We start from the raw sequence: 23293 nt of genomic DNA on the forward strand, positions 1-23293 counted from the left end.
TGTGTAGGCACGGTCTCCCCGGAACGGCCGGTCATGCGCCCGCCCGGACCCCAGGTGAACGTGTTGGTGGTGGGTGGCCCGGCGGCTGGGGTGCCGGTCACGGACTGGAGTCGCTGGGGGCCGGGCTCTCCGGCTGCCGGGTAGCCGTGTTTCGGTGGTGGCGAGGTCCACTGCAGCGTCGAAGCGTTTGACCTGGGACCGGTCCCAGGCGCGATGCCGGGGCCGGGACGGTTCGTTTCCGCGATCATGGATGCCGTGCGGGATGCCCTTGCTGTTGGCTGGAACTGTGGGGTTGGTGCCCCGCGCGGTTCGTGCGGCTAGGGTACGGTGTAGGAGTTCAGCGGCCGGCCGGTGCTGCCGTATGTGAGGTCCAGGGTGAGGAGGCCTTTGCGTTCCAGTGCGCTGAGGTACCGTTGGGCGGTCGGGCGGCTGACGCCGAGCTGGTCGGCGATCTCCGCAGCGCTGACGGGGGCGCCGGCGGCGCGGACGGCGTCGAGCGCTTTCTGCATGGTGGGCTGCAGGCGCGGCGCCGGGGCGGGGGGCATGGGCCCGGCCGAGCGGGCGTTGTAGAGGCTGTCGATGGTGGCCTGGTTGGCGGTTGATGCGGATTCCAGTTCCTGCCGCCACTTCCGGTACGCCTCCAGCTGGGTGCGGAGCCGGTCAAAGCTGAAGGGTTTGACGAGGTAATAGACCGCGCCGCTGGCCATGGCTGACTTGACGGTGGCCAGGTCCTGGGCGGCGGTGATGATGATGCAGTCAACCTGGGTTCCGGCCGCTTGCAGGGACCGTAGCAGGGAGATCCCGTCCTCGTCCGGAAGGTGGACGTCCAGCAGGAGCAGGTCCGGGTTCAGACGCGCGATTGCCTCCCGCGCGGCTGCGGCGCTGTATACTTCGCCCACGCATTCGAAGCCGTCAACCCTGGCCACGCGGGCCGCGTGGATTCCGGCGACCCTGAAGTCGTCGTCAACGACCAGTGTCTTGATCAATGCCTGCCCTCCTGTCCTTGTCCGCAATGTGCGGGTTGGCCGGCAGCCATACCTCAAAATTGCCGCCTGGCCCCGGGAACACGTCGAGGGTGCCCCCTGCCCGATGCACGATTCTCCTGACCAGGGCCAGTCCGATTCCTCGCCGCATGCCCGGTCGCGGGTCCTTGGTGGAATAGCCGTCCACCACTACCTGGTCGATCTTGTCTGCCGGGACGCCGGGTCCGTTGTCGCGCACGGCGATGAATACACCGTCGGCGTCATCAAACTGTACCGTGACCGTGCGTGGGCGGGGCGTGTTGGCCAGCGCGTCCAAGGCGTTGTCCAGGAGGTTCCCGACGATGGTCAGCAGTTCCGCCTGGTCAACCTGGGGACGTTCCAGCCGAGACTCGGCGGTCACCTCGATTTGCACGTCCTGTTCGGCGGCAACGGTGATCTTGGCCAGCAGCAGGGCTGCCAGTTCCGGCGGCGCGAGCCGTGAACGGAGCCATTCGCTGAGCGATCTGGACGCGGTGGATAGTTGCGAGACGTAGCTCTTGGCCTGCTCCACTTCCCCCATCTCCAGCAGGCCGTCTACGATGTGCAGCCGGTTGGCGTATTCGTGCTCCAGGGCGCGCATTGCCTCCATCAGGCCCTGGATGGAGTGCAAGTCCCGGACCAGGGCCTCGATCTCGGTGCGGTCCCGCAGGGTGATGACGGAACCGATGCTCCGCCCGGCGGTCGAGACGGGCATACGGTTGACCACCAGCAGCGCATCCTTTGTCAGTGCCACCTGGTCGGTGCCGGAGAGCTTGCCGGTGAGCAGGTCCCGGAGCCTCCCGTCCGGAATCAGTTCGGCAACCGGTTTTCCCAGCGCCGGTTCCTCGATCTGGAGCAGCCGGCGGGCTTCCCCGTTGATGACCGTCACCCTGCCGTCGTCGTCAAGCCCGACGACGGCCTCCCGGATCCCGTGCAACAGCGCCTCGCGCTCTTGCAACAGGGAGGCGATCTCGGCCGGCTCCAGGTTGAAGGTGACACGCTTGATCCGGCGGGAGAGCAGCAGTGAACCGCTGATTCCCAGGGCCAGGACCAATGCCGAGAACCCGGTGATCAGCCAGATGTTCTGGACCTGGGTGTCCAAGATCTTGGTTTCCTCAATGCCCACCGACACCTGGCCGATGACCGAGCCGTCCGCCCCGAAGATCGGGGCCTTGGCGTTGGCCGACGTGCCCAGGCTGCCCTGGTTGAACCCCAGGTGGGTTTCGCCGTCCAGCACGGCGACGGGTTCCTCCAGCGTGTGGCCGATCAGGGCCGGGTTCGGGTGGGAGAACCGGACGCCGTTGCGGTCGGTCACCACGACGTAGGCGGACTGTGCGGCGGCCGTGATCTCCTGGGCGAGCCCGTCGATGATGTGCTGGGGATCCCCGGCTGCCAGGGCGGACCGGATCTCCGGCATCTGCGCGGTGGTGCTCGCAATCCCCAGGGCACGCAGCTGGTACTGCCGGTCCAAGGTCTGGTTGCTGATCAGCGTGAACAAAAACCCGCCCAGGACGACGGTGAGCAGCAGCAACAGGAGCGAGACCCGGAGGATCAGGGTGGTCAGGGTCGAAGAATGGCGCCCGGACCGGAAGCGCCGTGTCGCTGATGCGCGGCTCACCGGAATCCGCGCCCCGGCCGGGCATTTACCCTGCTGCAGAAAACGCACAAAACGTGCACTTTCCCTGTTAAGGCGCACAACTTACTGAAGTCTTCTGGCACGAACGATCACTTTCTAAGCTTGACATAGTTTCCGTGATCCACCTCACGGACGTGAAGGACTCCCAAGGAGGGGATTCGAGAGTGACAAGGGTGTCAGAACTCCAAGGAAGCAGCCGCACGCCCGCCGGAACCGGCGTTCGGGCCCCACAGGCTGCTGGAAGCCGACGACCCCCACCTTGAAGACCGGCATCGCGCGGACCTGAAGTCGGCGGCACGCGGCCAACGTCACAACCATAAACACCGCAGCTTCACGATGCCGCTGAACCGAAAAGAACCTACCCGGCCGTCTCGCTTACCTGACACACCACGGTGGCGTCTGTCGTAACGAGCGGTCACAAGAACCGAAAGACAGAGAGGTCTTAGCACAATGGATGCTAATCATCCCAACCGGCCGCCCGCGGCCCCCCAGAGAGCCGAGGACGCGGCAGGCATCGACATCGTCGGGTTGACCAAGCGTTATCTCACGCCCAAAGGCGAGACATTCACCGCCATCCGTGATGTGACCCTCAGCGTGGAACCGGGCCAGTTCTGCTCCATTGTCGGACCGACCGGCTGCGGCAAGTCCACCACGCTCGCCCAGGTCTCGGGCCTGGAAAACCCGAGCGAAGGCTCCGTCAAGGTGGGCGGCCTGACCGTGGAGGGCATCACGAACGGCGTGAGCTACATGTTCCAGGCAGACGCGCTGTTCCCCTGGAAGAGCGTGCTCGGCAACGTGATGATGGGCCCGACGCTCCTCGGCACGCCCAAGCGCGAAGCCACGGCACTAGCCAGGGACTGGCTGCGTCGGGTCGGCCTGGCCGGCTTCGAGGATCGCTACCCGCACCAGTTGTCCGGGGGTATGCGCAAGCGCGTGGCAATGGCTGCGTCCCTCATCAACAATCCTCGGATTCTCTTGATGGATGAGCCGTTCGGCGCGCTCGACGTGCAGACCAAGGCCATCATGCAGAACGAGCTGCTGAAGCTCTGGGAGGAGCTGCGCCCTTCGGTCCTGTTCATCACTCATGACCTCGACGAGGCGGTGGCGCTCTCCGATCGGGTCGTCATCATGACGAGCAGCCCGGGCTCGGTCAAGGATGTCTTCGACATCGATCTGCCGAGGCCGCGCGGAAATGTCCAGGAGATCCGCCACGAGGAGCGCTTCCTGGAGCTCCAGGGGCAGATTTGGGAGTCCTTGAAGGACGAAGTTGACCGCGCTTATGCGCGGTCAGCAGGAGCAGCAGGAGCAGCAGCATGACAACCCTCACCCATAATGAAACGCGCAAGAGCGAGAAGCCAGTGGAAACCGAGACAGCAGCCAAGAACGCCGGCCGGAACAAAGCCCGGCGCCGCACGAGAGCGATCTGGATAGGTCGCCTGGCACTCGCCGTCGTCGTGATTGGCGGCTGGCAGTGGTTCACCGAGGAGGGCTGGGTCGACAAGTTCTTCTTCGGCCAGCCCACGCAGATCTGGGACGCCCTCGTCAAGCTCTTCACAGAGGGAACCGCATTCGGCACCATTTGGGAGAACCTCGGGGTCACGGCCCAGGAAGCGCTCCTCGGTTTCGTGCTCGGGACGCTCGTCGGTGTCGTGCTCGGCCTCCTCCTGGGCTCAAACAAGTACCTCTCGGCGGTCGTCGGGCCGTACATCCGGATCTTGAATTCGATCCCCCGTATTGTGCTCGGCTCGATCTTCATCGTGGCGTTCGGCCTCGGGAGCTTCCCGAAGATCCTCCTCGCAGCCGTGCTCGTGTTCTTCGTCGTCTTCTTCAATGCGTTCCAAGGCGTCCGCGAAGTGGACCAGAACCTCGTGGCGAACGTGCGGGTGCTCGGCGCCTCCCCGTTCCAGGTGGCGATGCACGTGACGATCCCGTCCGCCATGACGTGGATCATCGCGAGCCTCCACACCGCATTCGGCTTCGCGATCATCGGTGCCCTCGTCGCGGAGGTGCTGGGCGCCCAGAAGGGTATCGGCCTCATCATCAGCCAAGCCCAGGGCACCTTCGATCCGGACACAGTCTTCGCCTGCATGGTGATCATTGCCGTCATCACGCTTGGGGCCGAATTCCTCATCGGGCTGCTTGAGCACCGGCTCCTCAAGTGGCGTCCACCGAACCGCTCCGAGGCCCAGTCGATCTAAGGCCGAAAACAGACTTTCCCACCCAGCAATTCTGTTCCACCAAAACACCCACATCCCTTCGGGGATCAACATAGGATGCGTAAAACAATGATGAAACGCACTATCTTTGCCGTCGCCGCTACCGGAGCCGTTGCCCTCAGTCTCGCGGCATGTGGCGGCGGTGCCCCCGCTGCCAGCGGCGGGGGCACTGCGAGCTCCGGCCCGATGCCCACCGTGAAGATGATGATCGGCGGCATCGACAAGCAGATCTACCTGCCGTATAAGCTCGCGGACCAGCTCGGCCTGTACAAGAAGTACGGCGTCAATATGGAGCTCTCCACCGAGACCGACGGCGGTGTTGGCGCCGAAGACGCCATGGCATCAGGCCAGGTCGACATGTCCGGCGCTTGGTACATCCACACCTTCGACTTCCAATCGAAGGGCAAGAACATCATCAACCTCGTGCAGCTCTCGGGGGCCCCGGGCGAGCGCATCATGTGCAGCCCCAACGCCAACGTCCACTCCGGCGCCGACATCAAAGGCAAGAAGATGGGCGTCACCGACCTCGGATCCGGCACCGACACGCTGACTCAGTTCATCGCCGCGCAGGCCGGCGTCTCGCACAAGGACTACACCACCGTCAAGGCCGGAGCGGGCGCTACCGCCCTTGCCGCCATCAAGACCGGTGCGGCTGACTGTGTGATGACGACCCAGCCGACCGTGGCCGCGATGGAGGGCCAGGGCATCGCTCAGTCGGCGATCGACCTCGCCACGACCGACGGCGCGAACAAGGCCGTGGGCGGCACCTGGCCGGCTGCGGGCGTCATCGCCAACGCCGACTGGGTCAAGACCCACGAGGACGCCGTTCAGCGGGTCGTCAACGCGCTCGTGGAGACGATGCACTGGATCGCGACGCATTCGGCCCAAGACATTGCCGACAAGCTGCCCCAGGACTACGTCCAGAACAAGAACGTCAAGAAGGAGGACTACGTCAAGGCGCTCGAGGAGGACAAGGGTCAGTTCCTCCCGGACGGCATCATGCCCGCGGGCGGCCCCAAGACCATCGCTTCGATGGAGAAGCTGCTCGGCATGGACGTCTCGAAGATCCCGGTCGGCGGCACCTTCACGAATAAGTACGCGATCGAGGCGAACAAGGTTGGCGGCTTCACGACCACCTCGACGCCTGCCGGCGACAACGGCTGATGTGATCCCCACATAGAAGTACCGGCGTCACAATGCCACCGAGCAAATGACGCCTCACGATCGGCCTGCGTGGTACTCCACGCAGGCCGATCGAACCTCACCCGCTCCACATGACCACGACCTCCGCCCACAAGGACGTTGACCAGAACCCCCGCCAATATCTAACGTCAAGACGCTGAAGTACATCCAGGACCGCACGGCCGCCGGACTGACCGATTCGGTGCCCGCGATTACTACGCCGGGGTCGGCAACCCTGCCTACACCCGGCCACAGGATGCGAAGCCAAGGCAAGACCACCGACATGGCGCCACAACGCCGACGCGCAAAAAGGAACCCCACCACCAAGCGCCACCCACAGAAAGGACAACCGTGACAACCGACGAATACGTCCGGGACTGGACAAGGATCCGGACCCGCGACGAAATCAAGCTCAGCAAGGACGGCCAGGTATTCGCCCGCGGACTCGCCGACGGAGTCACCCACGACGGGAACACGCTGTGGCTGATCCAACCCGTGGGAAAGGGCCGGTCCATGTTCAACAACCAGGAAGGTGTCCTCGCCTTCCGCACCTACCCGTCAACCCCCGCCCCGCAGATCTAACCCCCTCTGCCGCGAAGCGCGCCCCGGACAAGGACCCCGCCGTGAACGAAACCGCACCGCTCCGCCTCGACATCGCCGTCAGCGAGGCCCAAAGCAAAGACGACCGGCTCACCGACGCCGTCAACCGACTGATACCCGCTGCACTGGAGCACAGGCACGGCATACTCGTCACCCAACACGACACCGCCAACTACACCCTCGAGGTGCACCCCTCCGTCCCCTGCGGAACCATCCACGAAAAAAGCCGCTCGGAACCATAAACCGAACCGGAATATATCCCCGGTGTGACAACAGGCCGGAGAATTCCCCACCTTCCTGACCATCCCGGCCTATGCCCGCTACCAAACGTCAGCCAGGTCCCAGCAATCCATCGCAACAGGAAACCCGAAAGTCGGGTGCATGGGCTGGCTGCGGTTCGAGTGATGCGCCAGCACCTGAAGCGGCGTATGACCGGGCCCTAGCTCCGCGTGCCGTTCGACAGGGCGGTACGCGGAGTGTCGGTGCTGAGAATTCCTAGAATCTGCTCAGTTCCTAAACCTCCTGGAAAGCAATGAGACATGATCTCTGAGACCGCAGGGCCTCTGTGACTCTGAAGAGTAGTCGCAGCCCCTATGAGGAGGCACTCGCTTCCCGATTCGGACGGCGACTTCGTTGGCAGAGCACGTTGCGTGATTCTCCACTACCCCCAGACGCCGCTGGCCCCCTGGGGCTCGATGCCGTGCCAAGCGGGGGTTACCCTCAACGGCTCCCAGATTCCAGCCGTGGATAACCCGATTTGCCCCCGATTGTGGACAGGTAAAAGTCACCCTGACTTTGCTGGACCTACAGTGCTGTTTGCTCTTGTCGGCGTCCCGTCCCATACCTAGACTCTCTAGGTATGGGACGAAGTTCAGTGAACGGACAGCTTGACCTTCTGCTGCTTGGCTCGCTCGGTGCGGGCGAGGCACACGGCTACGCGCTCATCGCGCGCGTTCACGAGCGCAGCGGAGCGCGGCTTGAGCTTCAGGAGGGCTCGGTCTACCCCGCGTTGCACAAGCTTGAGACGGCGGGGTGCGTCTCGAGCCGTTGGGCGGACGACGCCGGCGGCCGCCGGAGAGTCTATGCGCTCACCGGGGCCGGGCACGCCGAGCTTGCCCGCATGGTGGAGGAATGGAAGGGCTTCTCGGCGGCGGTGCGGGGCGTCCTTGGGGTGGCGTCGTGAATGCGGGGAGCGGCGCCGGGGCCGAAGAGTGGCCCATCGACGCATACCTCGACGAGCTCTTCGTGGCCGCGCGTGACGGCGATCCCGCTGCCGCGCGCAGGCTCCTCGCTGAGACCGAGGCGCATCTGCGCGAATGCGCCGCCCGGCTCCGCGGGCAGGGCCTGGACCCGGAGGACGCCGAGCGCGAGGCTGTCCGCCGCTTCGGACCTGTCGGCACCGTGACGCCGGTCCTGCGCCCGTCACTTCGTGACGTCGCCCGGCTGCCTTTGCGCGCGTTCTTGCGCCCCTTGGTCGGCCTCGCGGCTGTTGGCGCGATCGCCGTCGGCGTGAGCGGCGCCATTTCGGAGCTGTTGGGCCGGATCTGGGGCGCGGGCTTCGTGGCCGGCGATCTCCCCGGCGTCGCCTATACGGCCGCCAGGTGCGCGGTCCTTCAGGCACCTTATGCTGGCCTCGACTGTGCCCAGGCCGCCGCCGAGCACCACTGGGGCGAGGTCGTCGAATACCGTGTGGTTTTTGGTGTGCTGGGCCTTGTCCTCCTGCTCGTATGGCGGCTCCTGCCCCGAGAAGCCGCGCTCCCGGCAGGCCTCGCGCCGTCGCTCGCGGCAGCGGCTTTCCTGCTCGCCGCCGCGGCGACCGGCGTCCAGGCCCTCAACGCCGCCGTCCAAGGCTGGCAGGGCACGGGGGCGTGGCTGAGCGCCGTCGTCGTCGCCCTGCCGCTCGCCGTCGTGTTCGCGGTAGCCGCCCTGCGCAGGATGCGCATGAAGCCCGTGCGTTCATAACGCCGCACGGCGACGGGAGTTGCCGCGGCCGCTGTCGCTGTTGTCGGCCAAGCGCATGGTTCTGGCCTATGACCGGGAACAAGCCGGCCTGAACACGGAGCCGTACACTTCGTTGCAGAAGGCCCTCGACCGGAATAACAAGCGGCACATCCACGGCCGGGCACCCCTTTGACCACGATCCTCTTCTGAAGGATGACGACTCATGAGCATCCCAGCCGACGCCTTGGCTGCACGCACGCGTCTCGCGGTGCTGCCTCAGCCGGCCCATTCTGTCCTGTACCCGGCCATCCTTGCAGTCATCACCTTTGCTCTGGGGTTCTCCGTCAAAGGGTTGCCCGATGTCACCGGGGCGGAACTCGCGGTCGATCAGCTGTTCGGCCGCCACCACAACGGTGTGCTCGACGCCATGGCCCTGACCATCAACACCGTCTTCTCCCCGGTCGGGAACATTGTCATCCTGATCCTGGTCTTCTCCTTCCTGCTGCTGGTGAGGAAATCCCCGGTGAACGCGGTCGCGGCTTGTTCCGCGGCCGCGGTCGGCTGGCTGTCGAGTGAAATCTTCAAGCTCCTCGTCGCTGAACCCCGCCCCAACCAGTCTCTGCTGACCGATGTCCTGGTGCCCGAACCCGGATCGGACAGTTTCCCCAGCGGGCATACCGCGTTCGCTGTCGCCCTGGCCATCGCTGTCTGGTTCCTGGCCTGGAACACCAGATGGTCGGTGTTGGCGTTCGTTACCGGGCTGGTTTTCGCCGTCGCGGTCGGGCTTTCGCGGATCTATCTGGGCGTCCATTTCCCTACCGATATTCTTGGTTCGTTCCTTTCGGCCACCGCTGCGATCACGTTCTACACCGGAATCTGGAACCGATACGGACTGGCCGTGCTGCGCCGTGTCCCGCTCATTGAACGGTTCGGCACTATTCCCGCCGCTCCCGTCCGCAGCGCCACCCGCGGGAGCACGAGCGCACACGGCGACGGGTCGGATAGTTGATGCGGGCATGGAAGGACGTGACGCGTCGACCGCGGCCTGCCGGGCACGTGCCTGAAGACACTTGGCCCCCTTTACGCGGCCGGGTTCACACGGCGTTCGGGGCCCATGGGAGCGCCGCAGGACCTCGGCGCGGAACCGGCAGCATCGGGATCGGCTTATTGGCCTTCGGAATGCTGCTGGCCCTCTATGACGTCGCCGAAATCATCCTCAAGCCCATCTTCGGATCCGTCAGCGACCGGATCGGGGCCAGACCGTTATCATTGGCGGCCTCCTAGGTGCGTTTCTTAGCCGCTGAGCCGGACCACTTTGGCGCCGAGGTCCGGGCCCCCCAGGGTGAAGTCGCTCAGGCTGGTGAATTGCACGAATTTGCCGATCAGGCCTTTGCAGCTGCCCTTGCAGCTGGGGGAACCGTTGTTGTTCCAGCTGTGGCCCGGGAAGTTGAAGCCAAGGAGCTGGAATGCGGCGAAGCCTTTGATGTGGTAGTTGCCGTTGCTGTCGACGTCATCGAATACGGGCAGGATGATGGTCTGGTTTTCCAAGGAATCAAACACGGCCGAGCACTGCCCGGGTTCGCTGACACCCTGCTTGGATGGAACCCAAGGGCTGGCCAGTGAAACCGTTGCCCCGCATTTTCCCGTGTCCGATTGCAGCCAGCCGAATCCTCCGGGGATGATGTGACCCGACGGGCTGGAGCTGACGCACGTCGTGGTTCCGTGGATCGGCAGGACCTGGATCGCTCCGGACAGATCGAACTCGCACTCGGAGAAGGTGACCGGCAGGGTGACGGTTCCGCTGTACGGGGACCCCCACTTGGCTGTGGACTCAGCCTTGACATCAGTGCGGCTAACGCCGAATATCCTTGCCAGGCCCAGCGAGACTCCGCTCCCGTTGGCGTCCCGGGCCGAGACATCGACGACTACGGTGCCGGGGCCGGGGAAGGTCGGGGCAGCCGCGTCAGCGATGCCGCCGTTGTTGTTTGCCCGGGCAAGCTGCAGCGCCTTCCCGGCGGCGGCGGGGGTGCACAGACTCGCACCCCGGGTAGCGCAGTCCTGGGCGATCGCCAAGGCCCCGGCATCGGCACCGTTTTGGAGTTGCGCGCGCTGAGCGTAGAGGTTGCCGACGTCAATGGCGATGGCCCCGAAACCCAGCAGCACCACCATAAGCAGCGCGATCAGGACAGCAGCGGCACCGCGTTCACTAGTATCTTTCAAACCCGCCCCCAGGCAGCGTCTTAGGGGTCGCCAGTTCTCAGTGGCGACCCCTGCCGCAATCATAGGGGGTCCAGGGCAGTTCAGAACAGGTGCCCGCTGTCAGTTTTTCAGCTTCGATGGCGGGGCGTGAAGTGCCAGCGGTCCTTGGGAGTCAACGGATCTCGCGGGCCGCCGCCGTGCAACTGCGAAAGAATTTCGCAACACTGCTCGTCTGGATGTCCGTGCTCCCGCTTGTAGTCATTCCCCAGTGATAGGAGACCCCGGGTTCACCCCATGGTTCATGACGGCTTTCGCCGTTGTTTTGGTGATTGGGACGATGTTCGTTGTTCGCGACTTCCAGCGGGCTGGCAGGTTCCTTGCCAGCACAACAGAGCCGGGAGCCCCGAGCGCAGCCCAGTGACGACAACCGTGGCCGGCCATAGCCGGCTCCCTCGCCACGCCGGAGCCGATCATGAATGCGCGCTTCCCAGCTGGCATGGGCTCCATAGGGGTTGTCGTCGGCATCTGCCTAGCCGCCTTGGACAAGTTCGATGTAGCGGCTGTTCAATTCCTCAAGTGGGGCCGTGAAGTAGTCGCCGGTTCTGGTTGCTTCCGCGTACGAACTGACTCCGAAGAGGGCCGCCGCGCAGACCTGCCCGCCGATCAGATAGTTCCGCTCGTCCGGTTCGTGGTCCAAGGTATATCCGGCAACGGGGCCGTCGAACGTGTAGTAGGGCACCGCGCTGGTTATCGTCGGGTGGCTTCGCTGCGTCTCGAGCAACCACGCCTGATAGACGGGCTTGAGTTTGTCCGGGTAAGCAAGGACGAGGTTCCTAAGGTGGCTGAAGTTATCGAGAGATTTGAAGTCATCGCTGGATTCGGCCTGGAGCTCCTCCAGCGCTTCTATTTCTTCGTCCGTGTACGTCCAGCTTTCTGACTGGGAGGCACGCATTCTCGCGATACTGACCGTGCGATCCCGCAACGCAAGCTCCAATGCTTCCGCTCCGACCTGGGCGACCCAGAAAAGCCGCATTGAATGCTCGAGTGTAGACCGGACAAGGGGCGACGACTCTTCTGCATACCCCTGAGAGTCCAACAAGATCGCAGCGGCCCCAGTCCGGAGGAGCCGGGTGACCCAGCCCCAAGACATTGCGATAGAAGCAGCGTTACTGAGGTGCTCCCTTTCCCCGTTACCGTACGGGGCCGGATCCGGCGCCGGCGCCGCAGCCACCAACGCTTCGATGGCCCGATACAAAGCGGCATAGTCTTCCCGGCGTGCTGGCTGGTCCACTCGTTACTCGATTATTTCCAAGGGCGGAAGCTGGTCCACGATCTTCATCGTTTCCACCGACACGGTAACGATGCGTTTGATGAGATCCAGGATGTAGCGCGGGTCGCCTACTTCACGGCAGTAGTCGTTGGGGTCGTTGGTGATCTGGGAATCCTTGTGGGTCGTGACCTGGTAGCGGTCGATGATCCACTCCAAAGCCGACTTGCCGTTGACCTGGTAGTCGTAGGCTTCGTCCGGGATCCCGGCAAGTGTTATCCGCGGGTTGTAGATAATGCTGGAGCGGTCCTTGCGGGCGCCGAAGGACAGCTTGTTCACGCGGTAGAAGTCGTACTCGTCGCCTGCAGACGTGCCCTGGATGATCTCTTTCAGTGGGTACTGTTCGACGGTCTCGTAGTTGAGATGCAGCGCGGTTAGCTGACGTCCTGCCGTGCTGAAACCCCAGAAGTCCTTGACCTTCGGGATTCTGGGCAACATCTTCATCAGGTCCGCCTTGTACGTCTCCTTGTACGTCGGGCTGTGCAGGAGACCGTAGACGTAGTAGAAGATGTCCTCCTTGCCCAACTGCGAGTCCTCGTAGAAGACCCGGTAAGAGGACAGGGTGGAGTCGGTAATGTTGTCCCTGCGACGGTAACCGTCGACGACAACACCCTCGGAATCCGTGAACAAGTCGGATTGAACCTCTGCCCCCACCGCTTCATATGTGTAGAGGCTGAACCATTGAGCCTTGGAAATGTATTCAAGGTCCGGAAGGTCCGATGTGATCAAGACCGAATAATCGCGCCGGCGTTCTCCCGACGATCCGATGGCGAGATTCTGGTGCTTCGGTGTAGGGAACAGCTTCGGTAGTTGATACACGCGGGTATTTACGGACCTATCGAAGTAAGTGGTCTGACGGGCAAAAGGCCGGTAAGCAATCGGAACGATCCGCTCGCCGTCAAATGAATGGATGGTGCCCCTGCTAGCGTCCTGGGCGAAGTTTTCGCTCCAACTGATCATTGAGGGGTTGAGGTCGATCGTGCTTGTGGGGTTCACTCTGAGCCGGGCAACTTCTGCGTTGTAATACTCGATCATCCGCTGAACATTTCGATCGACTTCACCTCGGCTGAAGTTGGTGACCCACGAATCGCGACCTGTGGCGACTCCCAAGCTGTAGGTGGAAAATATCGGGGTCTGGGGCAAATCGCCTTTCTTAGGCTTGTGCCCGAGGGGCTGGTAAGCGTCGTAACCCGCATCCCTCACGTTGATCCAATCCCCGTGATCATTGGGAACGACGGACTCCCACTCGGTGCCTTCCAGCGATTGCTCGATTTCGAGGATGTCCAGCTTCTGTTCGCGCGTGAGGTAGTCCCCAATGTCCCGGTATTGGATGTCGACCGACCCGCCATGGGCCGAGTTTTTGATCAGGATGCAGATTGCAATCGGAGTGCGTGCACCGCTCCCGAAGATTTTGCCGCCTTCCTTGCGAGAAAGCTCGCCGGATGTTCGCTGATTACCGCGGAGGTTGTAGACGAAGATTCGGCTGAATTCGGCTTCAAACGTCTTACGGAAACCATCCATCGAGTTGCTGTCGATGAAGCTACCGTTGGAGACGAAGGCAATAACTCCGTCATCCTTGATTCGGTTCGAGGCCCACCGGATTCCGCGTATGTAGGAGTCCATAAGATTTTTCGTCGAGGACGCGTTGGACCGAGCTGCATAAGTATTCGTGATCGCTGCGTCCAAGACCGGATACTTCTGGTTTTGGTTATTGTCGTTAGCGCTTGTCTGACCGACAGAGTACGGCGGGTTCATCACGATGACGCGGATGTCTTGGTGCTTCTGCCGCTGTACGCGCTCAGAGTTCTCCGGAAAGAGTTCACTCGACTCGATCTGGCCGTCAGATTCGTTGAGCTGAAATGTGTCAGTGAGGGCGATGCCTTCGAAGGGTACGTAGCCATTACCCAGCCCGTGTTTGGCCGCTTCCTCGGCAAAAACAGTCTCGATGTTTATGGCGGCGATGTAGTAGCTGAGCAGGACGATTTCGTTGGCGAAGAGCTCCTGGGTGTATTTGCGGTGCAGGTCCTCGGGTTTGATTAGCCCGGATTGCAGCAGCCGGGTCATGAACGTTCCGGTGCCGACGAAGGGTTCCAGGATGGAGACACCCTCGTCCGAGAGGGACTTTCCGAACTCCAGCCGCAGTGCGGCGTCGGCCGACCGAAGGATGTAATCGACCACGGGGACGGGGGTGAACACGATTCCGAGGCGGTCCGCGACACGGGGGAACGCGTTGCGGAAGAAGTTGTCGTAGAGCTCCAGGATGATCTTCTGCTTCGCTGCTGCGTTGTCGATGGACTTCACGCGGGCCCGGACCGAGTCGTAGAACTTCTCCAGCCCGGCACGTTCCTTTTCGAATGCGGAGTGGTCATCGAGCTGGTTGAGGATGCTCTGCATCGAGACCGAGACTGGGTTGTGTTCGGTGAAGTTGGAGTCTTTGAACATGGCGTCAAAGACCGGCTTGGTGACCAGGTGCTGGGCGAGCATTTCGACGGCCTGGGCCTCGTCGATCTCCGGGTTCAGGTTCTCCTGAAGCCCCTGGATGAAGTCGTCGAACGCTGCACGGTGCCCCGCATCGGCGTTGGCCAAGAGACTGTTGATCAGGACGATGTGCTTGTTGGCAATCGCCGCGATGTCCTTGGACCAGTCCTCCCAGTACATGCGGTTGCCGCACTTGTCCACGATCTTCGCGTACACGGAGTCCTTCCACTCGTCCGCCGGGAACTGCAGGGCTGGCTGCTCCCAGACCGGCTCCTCCGAGCCGCCACTCTCGCCGGCGCCACCCTGACCGCCACCTTCGCCGCCTGAGTTTCCGCCGACGTTTGTCCTGGCCTTCTTCTTCGGCGTGAGGTCCACGGTCTCGACCAGGATCGATTCGGGAGCTTTGTGGTTGAGCTCGATCTGGTTGATCGAGGCATCCATGCGCTCATCATGCGCGCGAAGGGCCTGCAGCACCTGCCAGACGACCTTGTAGCGGTTATTGTCCCGCAGCGCGTCGGAGGTGGACATGCCCTCCGGGATGGCAATCGGCAGCACGATGTATCCGAACTGCTTTCCCTTGGCGATCCGCATCACCCGGCCCACGGCCTGAATGACGTCCACCATGGAATTGCGGGGGTTCAGGAACAGGACGGCGTCCAGCGACGGGACGTCCACGCCCTCGGTCAGGCAGCGGGCGTTCGTCAGGATCCTGCAGACCGGCTCGTCGGAGTCGACGTCTTCCTTGAGCCAGTCGAGCCGCTCAGCGCGCGTGATGGCGTTGAATCCGCCGTCGACGTGCTTCACCTCGACCCTCAGGTCATCGGTGGGGTCATCGTTTTCCAGGTTGGTCAGGTGCACCCGCACCAGGTCCTCGAACTCGGACTCAACCAGCTTGGAGGATTTGATGTCACGGTTGAAGGCCACAGCCCGCTTCATCGGTGCCAGGTCGTTGCCGAAAGAGACCTCGTGGGCGCCGGAACGGCGCTTGGCCAGGCCGTTCCAGCAGCCGATGAGCTTGGCAACGTCGTCGATCTGCAGTTCCATGTTGGAATCGGCGAGCTGGTCCTGGAAGGAGGAGACCACCTGGGTTTCGTCCACGCCAAGGACCAGAACCTTGTAGTCCGTGAGGAGCTTGTTGGTGACGGCCTCACCGAAGCCGATCCGGTAGAAGACCGGGCCGTACATCGTCTCGTCGTCCATGGAGCAGAGGATCGCGTCCCGCTCCATCGCCTTGTTTTTCGTGTCGTCATTGAACAGACGCGGGGTGGCCGTCATGTAGAGGCGCTTGGCGCCGGCCACGACGTCGTTTCGGTGGACCTTCACGAAATGGGAATCCTCGGTGCCGGCCAGGGTGGCGCCGGTGGTGCGGTGGGCCTCATCGCAGATGATCAGGTCGAAGTCGGCCAGGCCGGCTTTCTGTGCCTGGGAGACGGCGTCGATGGACTGGTAGGTGGAGAAGACCACGGTCATGCCCTCGTCCAGTTCCCGGTTACCCATCGCCTCCAGCAACGTGGCGCCGTCCGTGGTGGCCGGAATCTGGAGGTCATGGATGGCGACGTCGGTGAAATCGGAGTTCTTCTGCCGGCCGACTTTGTTGTCGGAGCAGACGGCGTAGGCGTGCATGGTCAGGCTGGTCTCGTCCGACCATTCCTTGAGTGACTGGGACATCAGTGCCAGGGAGGGGACAAGGAAGAGGATCCTCGCGTGCCCTTCCTGCTCCGCGATCCGTTCGGCGATCTTGAGCGCCGTGAAAGTCTTGCCGGTACCGCAGGCCATGATTAGCTTGCCCCGGTGGTTCGTCTCGAAACCCTTCATCGTGGCGCTGACGGCTTCATGCTGGTGGGTTCGCAGCTGCTTCTTGTCGTGCAGGCGGGGTGCCTTGGACGGGTCCGTAAGTTCGTAGGTGGCCCAGTCGATGTTGGAGTTCCGGAAGTCCGTGAGCCCGATGCGCTGGATCGGCAGGTGCTGGTTGTCCAGCATTTCCTCGGCATTCGGGGACCAGTCGCGGCCGGTGGTGTCCACGATAAGCCGATGGCTGAAGACCGACTTCCCGGAGGCGGAGATGAAGGAGTCAATGTCCTTCTTCTGGATCTTGTGGCCCTCGGCGTAGAACTTGCACTGGACGGCCGTGAGGCCGCCATCCTGGCGTTCGGCCACCAGGTCGATGCCGTTGTCTTTCTTGCCGTCGCGGTCCGGCCAGTCCCGCCACAACCAGACATTGCGGTACTGCGGAGCCTGGACCCCGTCCTTCTCCAGGTACCGGCCAACGAGCTGTTCGAAATAGTTGCCCTTCATCCGCTCCGAGTCGGCAAGCTCGCGATACGAATCAAGCAGTAGATCGAACGTTGCCACAGAGAGACCCCCGGAGAAGAGCGTAAACACGAGATCGGCTGAAACCGACGCTTCTGATCATATGGTGGAGGGGAGGTCCAGTCCGCCATTTTCTGGCCTGACTGGGATACTTGTCCCCATGACATCGCTGCTGGAAACAATGGCCCGGTACGAGATGACAGCGTCGTGGGCCGTGTGGCCGCCGGCCGAGTCCTACATGCGCACGAGTGATATTTCCTTCCCTGCGGAGGACCTCGACGGCGTCCTCCATGCCCGGTCAATCATCCTCGGGCTCAACCCCGGCGAACCATCCGTCGAGCGCAGGCCATGGCATAACTTCCACACCGCGGGGAAACACAACGACCACTTCCTTGCCGAAGCATTCCGCGGCACCCCGCACTGGGGCGCGTACATGACCGACCTCCTCACCGAGGTCAACTCGAAGTCGGCGACCCTTGACCTGAGCGGCGAAAGAATCCGCCGCGACGTCGCTGTGCTCGTGGAACAGCTGCAGGCCCTGGGAGCGGCCGATCCGCTGTTCATTGTCCTCGGCACGAAGGCCGCCAAGGCGTTCACCGACCACGTGCCTGTCCTTGCGGACGCGCTCGGTCTCAACACTGTCCGCTGGGCCGCGGTGCCCCACTATTCGGCAGCGAATGGCCGGGTCCACGGGAACAGCACCGGAAAATACCGGAAACTCGTCCTCGACGCGCTGCCGGGCGTCGCGAGCTGAGGCGCTGCTTGGGCCGGGAGACCGCCCAGTCCGCACACATAGAGCACATGCCTACTTCCCCTGTTGTCGCCTTCAACCTCAAGCGGCCCTGTGGAGCGTGCCCGTTCCGCAACGACCAGCCTTCCTTCCTGGACTCGGACCGTGCCCAGGAGATCGCCGACCACCTCCATGCCGGCGAGTCATTCCATTGCCACAAGACGCTCGTCTACGAAAACGAGGACGGGACCGGCGAGACCACGGACAAGTCGATGCACTGTGCCGGGGCGATGATCGTCCTGGAGCATGAGGAACGGCCCAACCAGATCATGCGCATCGGTGAACGCCTCGGGTTCTACGACCGCTCCGCTCTGGTCATGGATTCCCCGGTCCCCGCCTCCCTGGATGAGTGGGTCGGCCTGCACTCAGGGCGTCAGGCATGAGTGCCTCCGTCATCGCCCACGTCAGGGTCAGGACTCCAGCCGCCACCATCGAAGTGTGGAAGGAAGAGTCCGGGGATCTGAGCATCCGGATTACAGGACTGGTCCGGGACTGGTACGGCTTCATCGACCTCAGCGGCTCGGGCGCCATTGAACCCGGACCGGAACACGCCTGGATCCGGACCCAGGTCTGCGAAGCGCTTTGCACGGCGATGGGACCTCACGGACTTGATAAGTACACCCGAACGCTGATCACTACGTCACCGGGTTGGTATGAGGTCTGCAAGATGGCCAGCGCCGAACTCGGTGGCGGACGGGCCCTGGAATAGCTATTTCCGCGGCCCTTCAGACGTCACTGCCCCACGCTGGGTTTCCTAGTGGCTTCCGCTAGGTAGATAAGTGCCTGCCGTTCCGTGAACCCCGCCTTGCAGAGCTCCGTGAACGCCTCGTGTAGGCTCGTCGCCGCGATCTGCAGCGGCGTCAACGCGGAAGAGTCCTCGGCCATAGCCTGATGCTACAAGGCCAGGGGGTCCTTGTCCCGAGTACATCGCACGTGACCCCATTTCCTATCAGGGATCTTGGTATTCGCTTTCACTGCCATTGGCAAATGCGATTCGTTCAGAGCCGCTTTGCAATCCGGTCTGGAAGCACGAAAGCCCCGACTGGCAGTTGAGGGCTCGTCGGGGCTTTCGGTGACCAGACTGCAGCGAGCAAGCTGCGGGCGTCGGCCAATTCGGCTGCCAGCGCCGGGAGTAGCCGGTGGGCGGCTGCGATGAACTCGGCGTTTGCCCGGCCGTAGTCGTCAGGGGCGGTGGATACGTCGGCGATGAGCCCGAACAGCCCGCGTCCTTCCAGGATGATCTTGGTGTCCTGATGCATCTCGGGCAAAACGACCCAGTTACCCTGGGTTGTCTTTGCGTGGAGCGCAATGAGCCCGTCGAGGTCGCCCGGGTTCAGCTTAGCCATCGGTGAGGCCGTCGCCGGTCTTCACGGCCTGCACTTCCTCGACCTTGACGCCTTTGAAGAGGGCCAGGACGGAGGGTTCGATCCAGACGTTCTCCGGGTTCTTGTCAAGGATGCTTTCGATGTGGACGCGGGTGTGGTGTCCGCAGAGCATGATGTCGCGCAGCTCCGTGGTGCCGTCAGGCTGGGGTAGGCGGAAGTCGAATTGTGCCTGCGCGTGCTGCGGGCAGCGGTCGCACCGGTCCAGGAGACCGAGGGTACGCACGGGCTTGCTGATCTTCTGGGCGTCCAGCAGTGCGTTGAGACGGGATGCCAGGGAAAGTGTGGGGACGGCCGGGGCCGTCAGGGTTGCTGTACTCATGACGGTCATGTGTGCGGCTCCTTAAACTGCGCTCACCGGGGCTGAACGTACGGCGCGGACAACGTAACGTGCGGCCATGGCGACCACGAGGCCGATCAGACCGAACTCGAACAGGTGGCCTGTGATGACCCCGGCGGCGAAGAGAGTGTAGGCGGCAAGGCCGAGCACGGGCTCCATGAAGTGGCGGCGGCCGGCGAAGCTGGCCACCAGTGTCGAGGTGAGGTACCTGACGGCGGCGAAGACACCGAAAGCGGCCAGGCCGGTGATGGCCAGCCACGTACCGATCTGGATCGGGCTGCCGCCCTTGATCATGTAGGTGAGCACGTCCGGGTCCAGATCGATGATCTTCCAGATGACCAGAAGCGCGAGCAGGGTGCCGGCGATGGTCATCGCAACGCTCCAGAGCCCGGGCGAGCGGAGCAGGGATGCGCCTGCCGTGCCGTCGTCAAGAGTTGTCATTGTGGTGCCTTCCGTCAGCGGAGTTGCGTTCATGCCGGACGATACCGGCAAGGACTGACACGGCCGCCTCGGCGACATCTGCCGGGAGGTCTTCCCGGAGGGCCTCAGCTGAGGCCCGGAGGATCTGGCGAACGACCAGGGGTGCGAGGTGTACGGCGTGCTGGGTTGATAGCAGAACGCCTGCGTTGGTGAATTCTTCCGTGCAACTGCATCCCGGAACGCCGGCCTTGAATCGAAACTGGTGCCCGACGATCAGGTCCGAAACTGCCCCGATCAGGTTTGGCTCCGGTCGGGATCGCGGCGCGGCCACGGCACTCATGCTGCATCCTGAAGCTTGGCGGGCCGAACCGTGACGTCATAACCGAGACGGGTAAAAGAGGCGACGGCACCGTCCGGGTCGGTGGCCAGTGCGTCGACGGTCTTGTCGAAGGTACGGTGGTCCACCGTATGCCACGGCGATGCCCGGGGATCCGGGCCAGCGACAAGTGCCGCGAGCCAACCGAGGACACCCGTGCCGCGAGTCGGAGTCGGCGGCCGCCAGCGGAGCTCAACAATGGTGTCGGTGTCGCTCAGGTAGAAGCGGTGCAAGTCGGAGGGCGGCATACCGATTATCATGCGGCGATACCAGAGAAAGCGGCACCGGCGCCCGGGATATCCGGTTGTGATGTTCGTTTCACTGCGAGAAGGGATCCCGTTCGGATTCGTGCAAGGCAGCACAGGCGGCTTGTTTGGCGGCCAGTAGCCTGGAATCGGCGGTCATCTCGCCGGTGCCTTCCAACAGCAGTTCGCGGGTCAGCTCAGGAAGGGCGCGCTCGACGGCCGAGGCGACCGCACCTAGGGTGTTGCGCTTGTCGAGAGCATCGGTGAGTGCGTTCTCGGAGTCGAACCGGCTGGCTACGGGGTCAACACGGTCCGGGCTCGCATGGCGGACAGGTAGGCCGCGTAGCTCCACGTCAGGTTGTGAACACTGCGTTCGTAGCCCGTGGCGCCGTCGAACTGCTCTGAGAGCTCTAGGTTGTCACTGTGGTAGATGACCGCCCGCACCATGGCGTCACCGGTTGCCGCCAAGGCGGCGGCGGCTGCCGCGGGGGCCGTCAGTGCGTCGATGCCGGACTGGGCAAAGAAGGGTGTGGACAGGTTGTCCACAGGTAACTTGCCGCTCGACTTGATCTCGGCGGCCAGCTTGTAGTGCAGCTCAGCAACATTGCACGTGGAGAGAGCCCAAGGGTGATCGCCGAGCACCGGGTGCAAGGTGTCACCGTCGTAGACGTCGCCCGGGTAGCGGCCGAACAGCGGACCGATGCCGAACTCTTCCTTGTCCGCCTTGTTAATCGGGTAGAAGGCCATGCCGCCCTCCTCCCATTGCGAGCGTAGCTGGGCGGCAGTGGCCAGCAGTTTGGTGTCGGTGACGGGAATGGCACCGTAAACGGCCGACTGGACGATGTCGATGTTCGGGTCGTAACCGCTGACGACCGGGTTCTGGGGCGATGGCTGTGCCCCGTTACCGGGGTCGGCCATCATGCTCACGTACTTGCTCCCGTCCCAGTGGCCTGCGAGGGCGTGGTGCAGCCAGTCGGCGGCGGGCTGTAACCCGGCTGGCTTGTTGATACCGGCAACGGTCGAGGCCTGGATCTCCTCGAAGCAGCGCAGTTGGGCGGACCGGGCGAAGAAACTGTACCCGCTGTGCTCCTCCCACAGGTTCGTGGTGGGACCCTTGTAGACGCCGAGGAGGAAGGCCACGTTCGAGTTCACCAGGTCGACCGCCTGCTTCTGGGTGTCAGGGTCGAGCTGGTCGTAGGCGGCCAGGATGGTGATCGATTGCAAGGCCGGACCGTCGTTCTGTTCGGTCCAAGGGCGGATGTCGCCGTCGATCTTGAAGCAGGCGTGACCCTTGGTCAACGGCGGCTGGGCGTTGGAGTGGCAGAGGTCGGCGAACTTCACGTAGTCGTTGAGGGTCTGGACCGTCCCGCCCGGACGGGTGGGCATATCAGCTTTAGCCACCTCCATGGCAGCGATGGCCCCGTCGCGCACCCAGTTGAAGACGTAGTCCTCATCGATGCCTGGGGTGTCGGCCGGGAAGGACGGGGCGGCGATGATGCAGCCGGGCTTCGAGTCTCTGGAAACGTCACCCGGAAACTGTGGATCGCTGTAGATGAATCCGTCACTGGCGATGTTCCGGAACATGAACGTGTACATGAGCGGCGCGAGCAACGGCAGATCGACCGCTCCCGGCGCAAAGGAGACTTGGACGTTCGCCCGAGCTCGGGGAGTGCCGGCGGGTCGGTTCGTGCGGGAGTGCATGGTGGTGGACTCGAACATTGCTGATCCTCAATATGTTCCGCGCGGATGTCGGATCGGGAAGCGCCCCTCAACTGATCCAGATACTCGACCTCGCCCAAAGGAATGTCAAGACTCAGAATCAAGGTGTGAGAACTAGCCTGGGGGAGGGAGCCGCTAACCGTTGAGGATCTTGGTGTTCATCGGCTGAGACGTTCCTGGTCCAGTTCGTAGAGCGCCTCGCACGCCGCCTTCATGTCCTCCGCATAGGCCGGATCGATGACCGCCCCGTGGGAGCCTTCGGTGACCAGTTCCTGGGTGATCGCCAGCAGATGTGCTGCCGCCACATCGGTGACGAGGCTGAGCTTCGCTGACCGGCCGAAGCCGACATGGTTGATAGCGTCACGGACGTCGACGCCTTTCTCGTTGACCAGGTACTGGAGGTAGGCGTTCCCGCCCGCGCCACTGGCCCGTTGGGTGTCATTCGGAATTGCGGCGAAAACGGATGAGGTGTCGTCACCGTCGATGCCCAGAAGGCGCTGCACGCCCCGGTCGGAGGCGTGCCGGAGGTTGAAGGTCATCATGTCGGACCGTCCCCGGCCCGGGATGATTCGGTCCCAGAGGGCCTCACGGACTTCCCAATCGGCACGGGTGACGCCGTCAGGGTAAGAGTCGGAGCTGTCCCAGAAGCCGTATTCTTCGATCTCCTCCATCGTTGAGAAGGCGGCGCGGAGGTCCTGGTTGTAGGTGACGGCCAGCAGGTAGAACCCGCCGGTGAGAGGGTCCTTGCCGATCTGGACGCCGAATTCGTTCGGGTCGTGGCGGCGCTCCATGGGACTTGTCCTGGCTTGCTCCAGGTGCCATTCACGCCAGGCCGTATATCCTGCTCGTTCGGCGATGGGGTCGCCCCGGAACCAGGTCTCGTCGATGGCGTCAACGTAGAGACCGGCGAGCAGCTTCGCGTCGGCAGCGTCACGGGCAGGGTCCAGGACCTCCCGGACACGGGTAATGAAGTCGAACGGCTCGATGCCGGGCATGAGGCGGTAGCCGTGGCTGATATCGGTGCTCAAGTGAAGTCCTTCAGGGTCGGGATCTGATGGACTTCATGTGTGCGGAGGGAACCGAGGAGCTTCCCGCCGCCGAGATAGTGACGAGGAGCGCCGGGCACCCCTG

At 63.3% G+C, this 23293-nt stretch carries 26 protein-coding genes; 12 read left to right on the forward strand and 14 right to left on the reverse strand.

Annotation, left to right across the window (positions count from 1 at the left end; genetic code table 11):
* Window positions 1-317: 317 nt before the first annotated feature.
* Window positions 318-986, reverse strand: coding sequence for a response regulator (locus AC3ANQ_RS08045; protein WP_488304606.1), 669 nt, complete (start codon window positions 984-986; stop codon window positions 318-320).
* On the reverse strand, window positions 964-2619 hold the full coding sequence (locus AC3ANQ_RS08050; protein ID WP_488304607.1) for an ATP-binding protein: 1656 nt from the start codon (window positions 2617-2619) through the stop codon (window positions 964-966). The genes AC3ANQ_RS08045 and AC3ANQ_RS08050 overlap by 23 nt, the downstream gene beginning before the upstream one ends.
* 468 nt (window positions 2620-3087) lie before the next feature.
* Between AC3ANQ_RS08050 and AC3ANQ_RS08055 the strand changes: the two genes are divergently transcribed.
* From AC3ANQ_RS08055 to AC3ANQ_RS08095, 9 genes are all read left to right on the forward strand, one after another.
* On the forward strand, window positions 3088-3954 hold the full coding sequence (locus AC3ANQ_RS08055) for an ABC transporter ATP-binding protein (protein ID WP_488304608.1): 867 nt from the start codon (window positions 3088-3090) through the stop codon (window positions 3952-3954).
* The gene (locus AC3ANQ_RS08060; protein WP_488304609.1) at window positions 3951-4835 is read left to right on the forward strand and encodes an ABC transporter permease; all 885 of its coding nucleotides are present in this window, start codon (window positions 3951-3953) and stop codon (window positions 4833-4835) included. The genes AC3ANQ_RS08055 and AC3ANQ_RS08060 overlap by 4 nt, the downstream gene beginning before the upstream one ends.
* Before the next feature lie 87 nt (window positions 4836-4922).
* The gene (locus AC3ANQ_RS08065) at window positions 4923-6017 is read left to right on the forward strand and encodes an ABC transporter substrate-binding protein (protein WP_488304610.1); all 1095 of its coding nucleotides are present in this window, start codon (window positions 4923-4925) and stop codon (window positions 6015-6017) included.
* Between the two features lie 369 nt (window positions 6018-6386).
* The gene (locus AC3ANQ_RS08070) at window positions 6387-6617 is read left to right on the forward strand and encodes a hypothetical protein (protein WP_488304611.1); all 231 of its coding nucleotides are present in this window, start codon (window positions 6387-6389) and stop codon (window positions 6615-6617) included.
* A gap of 41 nt (window positions 6618-6658) precedes the next feature.
* On the forward strand, window positions 6659-6877 hold the full coding sequence (locus AC3ANQ_RS08075) for a hypothetical protein (RefSeq protein ID WP_488304612.1): 219 nt from the start codon (window positions 6659-6661) through the stop codon (window positions 6875-6877).
* 617 nt (window positions 6878-7494) lie between these two features.
* The gene (locus tag AC3ANQ_RS08080) at window positions 7495-7818 is read left to right on the forward strand and encodes a PadR family transcriptional regulator (protein ID WP_488304613.1); all 324 of its coding nucleotides are present in this window, start codon (window positions 7495-7497) and stop codon (window positions 7816-7818) included.
* Complete coding sequence (locus AC3ANQ_RS08085) at window positions 7767-8597, forward strand: permease prefix domain 1-containing protein (protein ID WP_488304614.1); 831 nt, start codon at window positions 7767-7769, stop codon at window positions 8595-8597. The genes AC3ANQ_RS08080 and AC3ANQ_RS08085 overlap by 52 nt, the downstream gene beginning before the upstream one ends.
* A 202-nt stretch (window positions 8598-8799) precedes the next feature.
* Entirely contained in the window at window positions 8800-9585 is a 786-nt protein-coding gene (locus AC3ANQ_RS08090; RefSeq protein ID WP_488304615.1) for a phosphatase PAP2 family protein, read from the forward strand.
* Window positions 9586-9602: 17 nt separating this feature from the next.
* A complete protein-coding gene (locus tag AC3ANQ_RS08095; protein ID WP_488304616.1) occupies window positions 9603-9860 on the forward strand; it encodes a hypothetical protein in 258 nt (85 codons plus the stop codon).
* Between the two features lie 9 nt (window positions 9861-9869).
* Here the strand turns inward: AC3ANQ_RS08095 and AC3ANQ_RS08100 are convergent, their stop codons facing one another.
* The 3 genes from AC3ANQ_RS08100 to AC3ANQ_RS08110 form a co-directional block, all read right to left on the reverse strand.
* Window positions 9870-10796, reverse strand: a complete 927-nt coding sequence (locus AC3ANQ_RS08100; RefSeq protein ID WP_488304617.1) for a TadE/TadG family type IV pilus assembly protein — start codon at window positions 10794-10796, stop codon at window positions 9870-9872.
* A 508-nt stretch (window positions 10797-11304) separates the two neighbouring features.
* Entirely contained in the window at window positions 11305-11808 is a 504-nt protein-coding gene (locus tag AC3ANQ_RS08105) for a hypothetical protein (RefSeq protein ID WP_488304618.1), read from the reverse strand.
* A 261-nt stretch (window positions 11809-12069) separates the two neighbouring features.
* Window positions 12070-16962 carry a DEAD/DEAH box helicase gene (locus AC3ANQ_RS08110; RefSeq protein ID WP_488304619.1) on the reverse strand — a complete coding sequence of 1631 codons (4893 nt, stop codon included), beginning with the start codon at window positions 16960-16962 and terminating at the stop codon, window positions 12070-12072.
* 88 nt (window positions 16963-17050) lie between these two features.
* Between AC3ANQ_RS08110 and AC3ANQ_RS08115 the strand changes: the two genes are divergently transcribed.
* Genes AC3ANQ_RS08115 through AC3ANQ_RS08125 form a run of 3 tightly spaced genes read left to right on the forward strand, consistent with a single transcriptional unit; the run spans window position 17051 to window position 18389 of the window.
* Window positions 17051-17644: a hypothetical protein gene (locus AC3ANQ_RS08115; RefSeq protein WP_488304620.1), complete on the forward strand. Its 594-nt coding sequence runs from the start codon at window positions 17051-17053 to the stop codon at window positions 17642-17644.
* Window positions 17645-17691: 47 nt separating this feature from the next.
* A complete protein-coding gene (locus AC3ANQ_RS08120; RefSeq protein WP_488304621.1) occupies window positions 17692-18063 on the forward strand; it encodes a hypothetical protein in 372 nt (123 codons plus the stop codon).
* Window positions 18060-18389, forward strand: coding sequence for a hypothetical protein (locus AC3ANQ_RS08125; RefSeq protein WP_488304622.1), 330 nt, complete (start codon window positions 18060-18062; stop codon window positions 18387-18389). Before AC3ANQ_RS08120 ends, AC3ANQ_RS08125 begins: the two co-directional genes overlap by 4 nt.
* A gap of 23 nt (window positions 18390-18412) precedes the next feature.
* Here the strand turns inward: AC3ANQ_RS08125 and AC3ANQ_RS08130 are convergent, their stop codons facing one another.
* The 9 genes from AC3ANQ_RS08130 to AC3ANQ_RS08170 all read right to left on the reverse strand — a co-directional run bounded on the left by AC3ANQ_RS08130 (window position 18413) and on the right by AC3ANQ_RS08170 (window position 23190).
* Window positions 18413-18565 carry a hypothetical protein gene (locus tag AC3ANQ_RS08130; protein WP_488304623.1) on the reverse strand — a complete coding sequence of 51 codons (153 nt, stop codon included), beginning with the start codon at window positions 18563-18565 and terminating at the stop codon, window positions 18413-18415.
* 113 nt (window positions 18566-18678) lie between these two features.
* Window positions 18679-19026 carry a hypothetical protein gene (locus AC3ANQ_RS08135; RefSeq protein ID WP_488304624.1) on the reverse strand — a complete coding sequence of 116 codons (348 nt, stop codon included), beginning with the start codon at window positions 19024-19026 and terminating at the stop codon, window positions 18679-18681.
* Window positions 19019-19393, reverse strand: a complete 375-nt coding sequence (locus tag AC3ANQ_RS08140) for a DUF7455 domain-containing protein (RefSeq protein ID WP_488304625.1) — start codon at window positions 19391-19393, stop codon at window positions 19019-19021. Before AC3ANQ_RS08140 ends, AC3ANQ_RS08135 begins: the two co-directional genes overlap by 8 nt.
* Before the next feature lie 12 nt (window positions 19394-19405).
* Window positions 19406-19843 carry a hypothetical protein gene (locus tag AC3ANQ_RS08145; protein ID WP_488304626.1) on the reverse strand — a complete coding sequence of 146 codons (438 nt, stop codon included), beginning with the start codon at window positions 19841-19843 and terminating at the stop codon, window positions 19406-19408.
* Window positions 19830-20162 carry a hypothetical protein gene (locus AC3ANQ_RS08150; protein WP_488304627.1) on the reverse strand — a complete coding sequence of 111 codons (333 nt, stop codon included), beginning with the start codon at window positions 20160-20162 and terminating at the stop codon, window positions 19830-19832. The genes AC3ANQ_RS08145 and AC3ANQ_RS08150 overlap by 14 nt, the downstream gene beginning before the upstream one ends.
* The gene (locus AC3ANQ_RS08155) at window positions 20159-20446 is read right to left on the reverse strand and encodes a hypothetical protein (protein WP_488304628.1); all 288 of its coding nucleotides are present in this window, start codon (window positions 20444-20446) and stop codon (window positions 20159-20161) included. Before AC3ANQ_RS08155 ends, AC3ANQ_RS08150 begins: the two co-directional genes overlap by 4 nt.
* A gap of 70 nt (window positions 20447-20516) precedes the next feature.
* Window positions 20517-20795 carry a hypothetical protein gene (locus AC3ANQ_RS08160; RefSeq protein WP_488304629.1) on the reverse strand — a complete coding sequence of 93 codons (279 nt, stop codon included), beginning with the start codon at window positions 20793-20795 and terminating at the stop codon, window positions 20517-20519.
* Window positions 20738-22162, reverse strand: a complete 1425-nt coding sequence (locus AC3ANQ_RS08165; protein WP_488304630.1) for a glycoside hydrolase family 15 protein — start codon at window positions 22160-22162, stop codon at window positions 20738-20740. The genes AC3ANQ_RS08160 and AC3ANQ_RS08165 overlap by 58 nt, the downstream gene beginning before the upstream one ends.
* Window positions 22163-22320: 158 nt before the next feature.
* Entirely contained in the window at window positions 22321-23190 is an 870-nt protein-coding gene (locus tag AC3ANQ_RS08170; protein ID WP_488304631.1) for a hypothetical protein, read from the reverse strand.
* Window positions 23191-23293 lie beyond the last annotated feature (103 nt).

It is taken from the genome of Arthrobacter sp. DMZ02-1R (assembly GCF_057747935.1).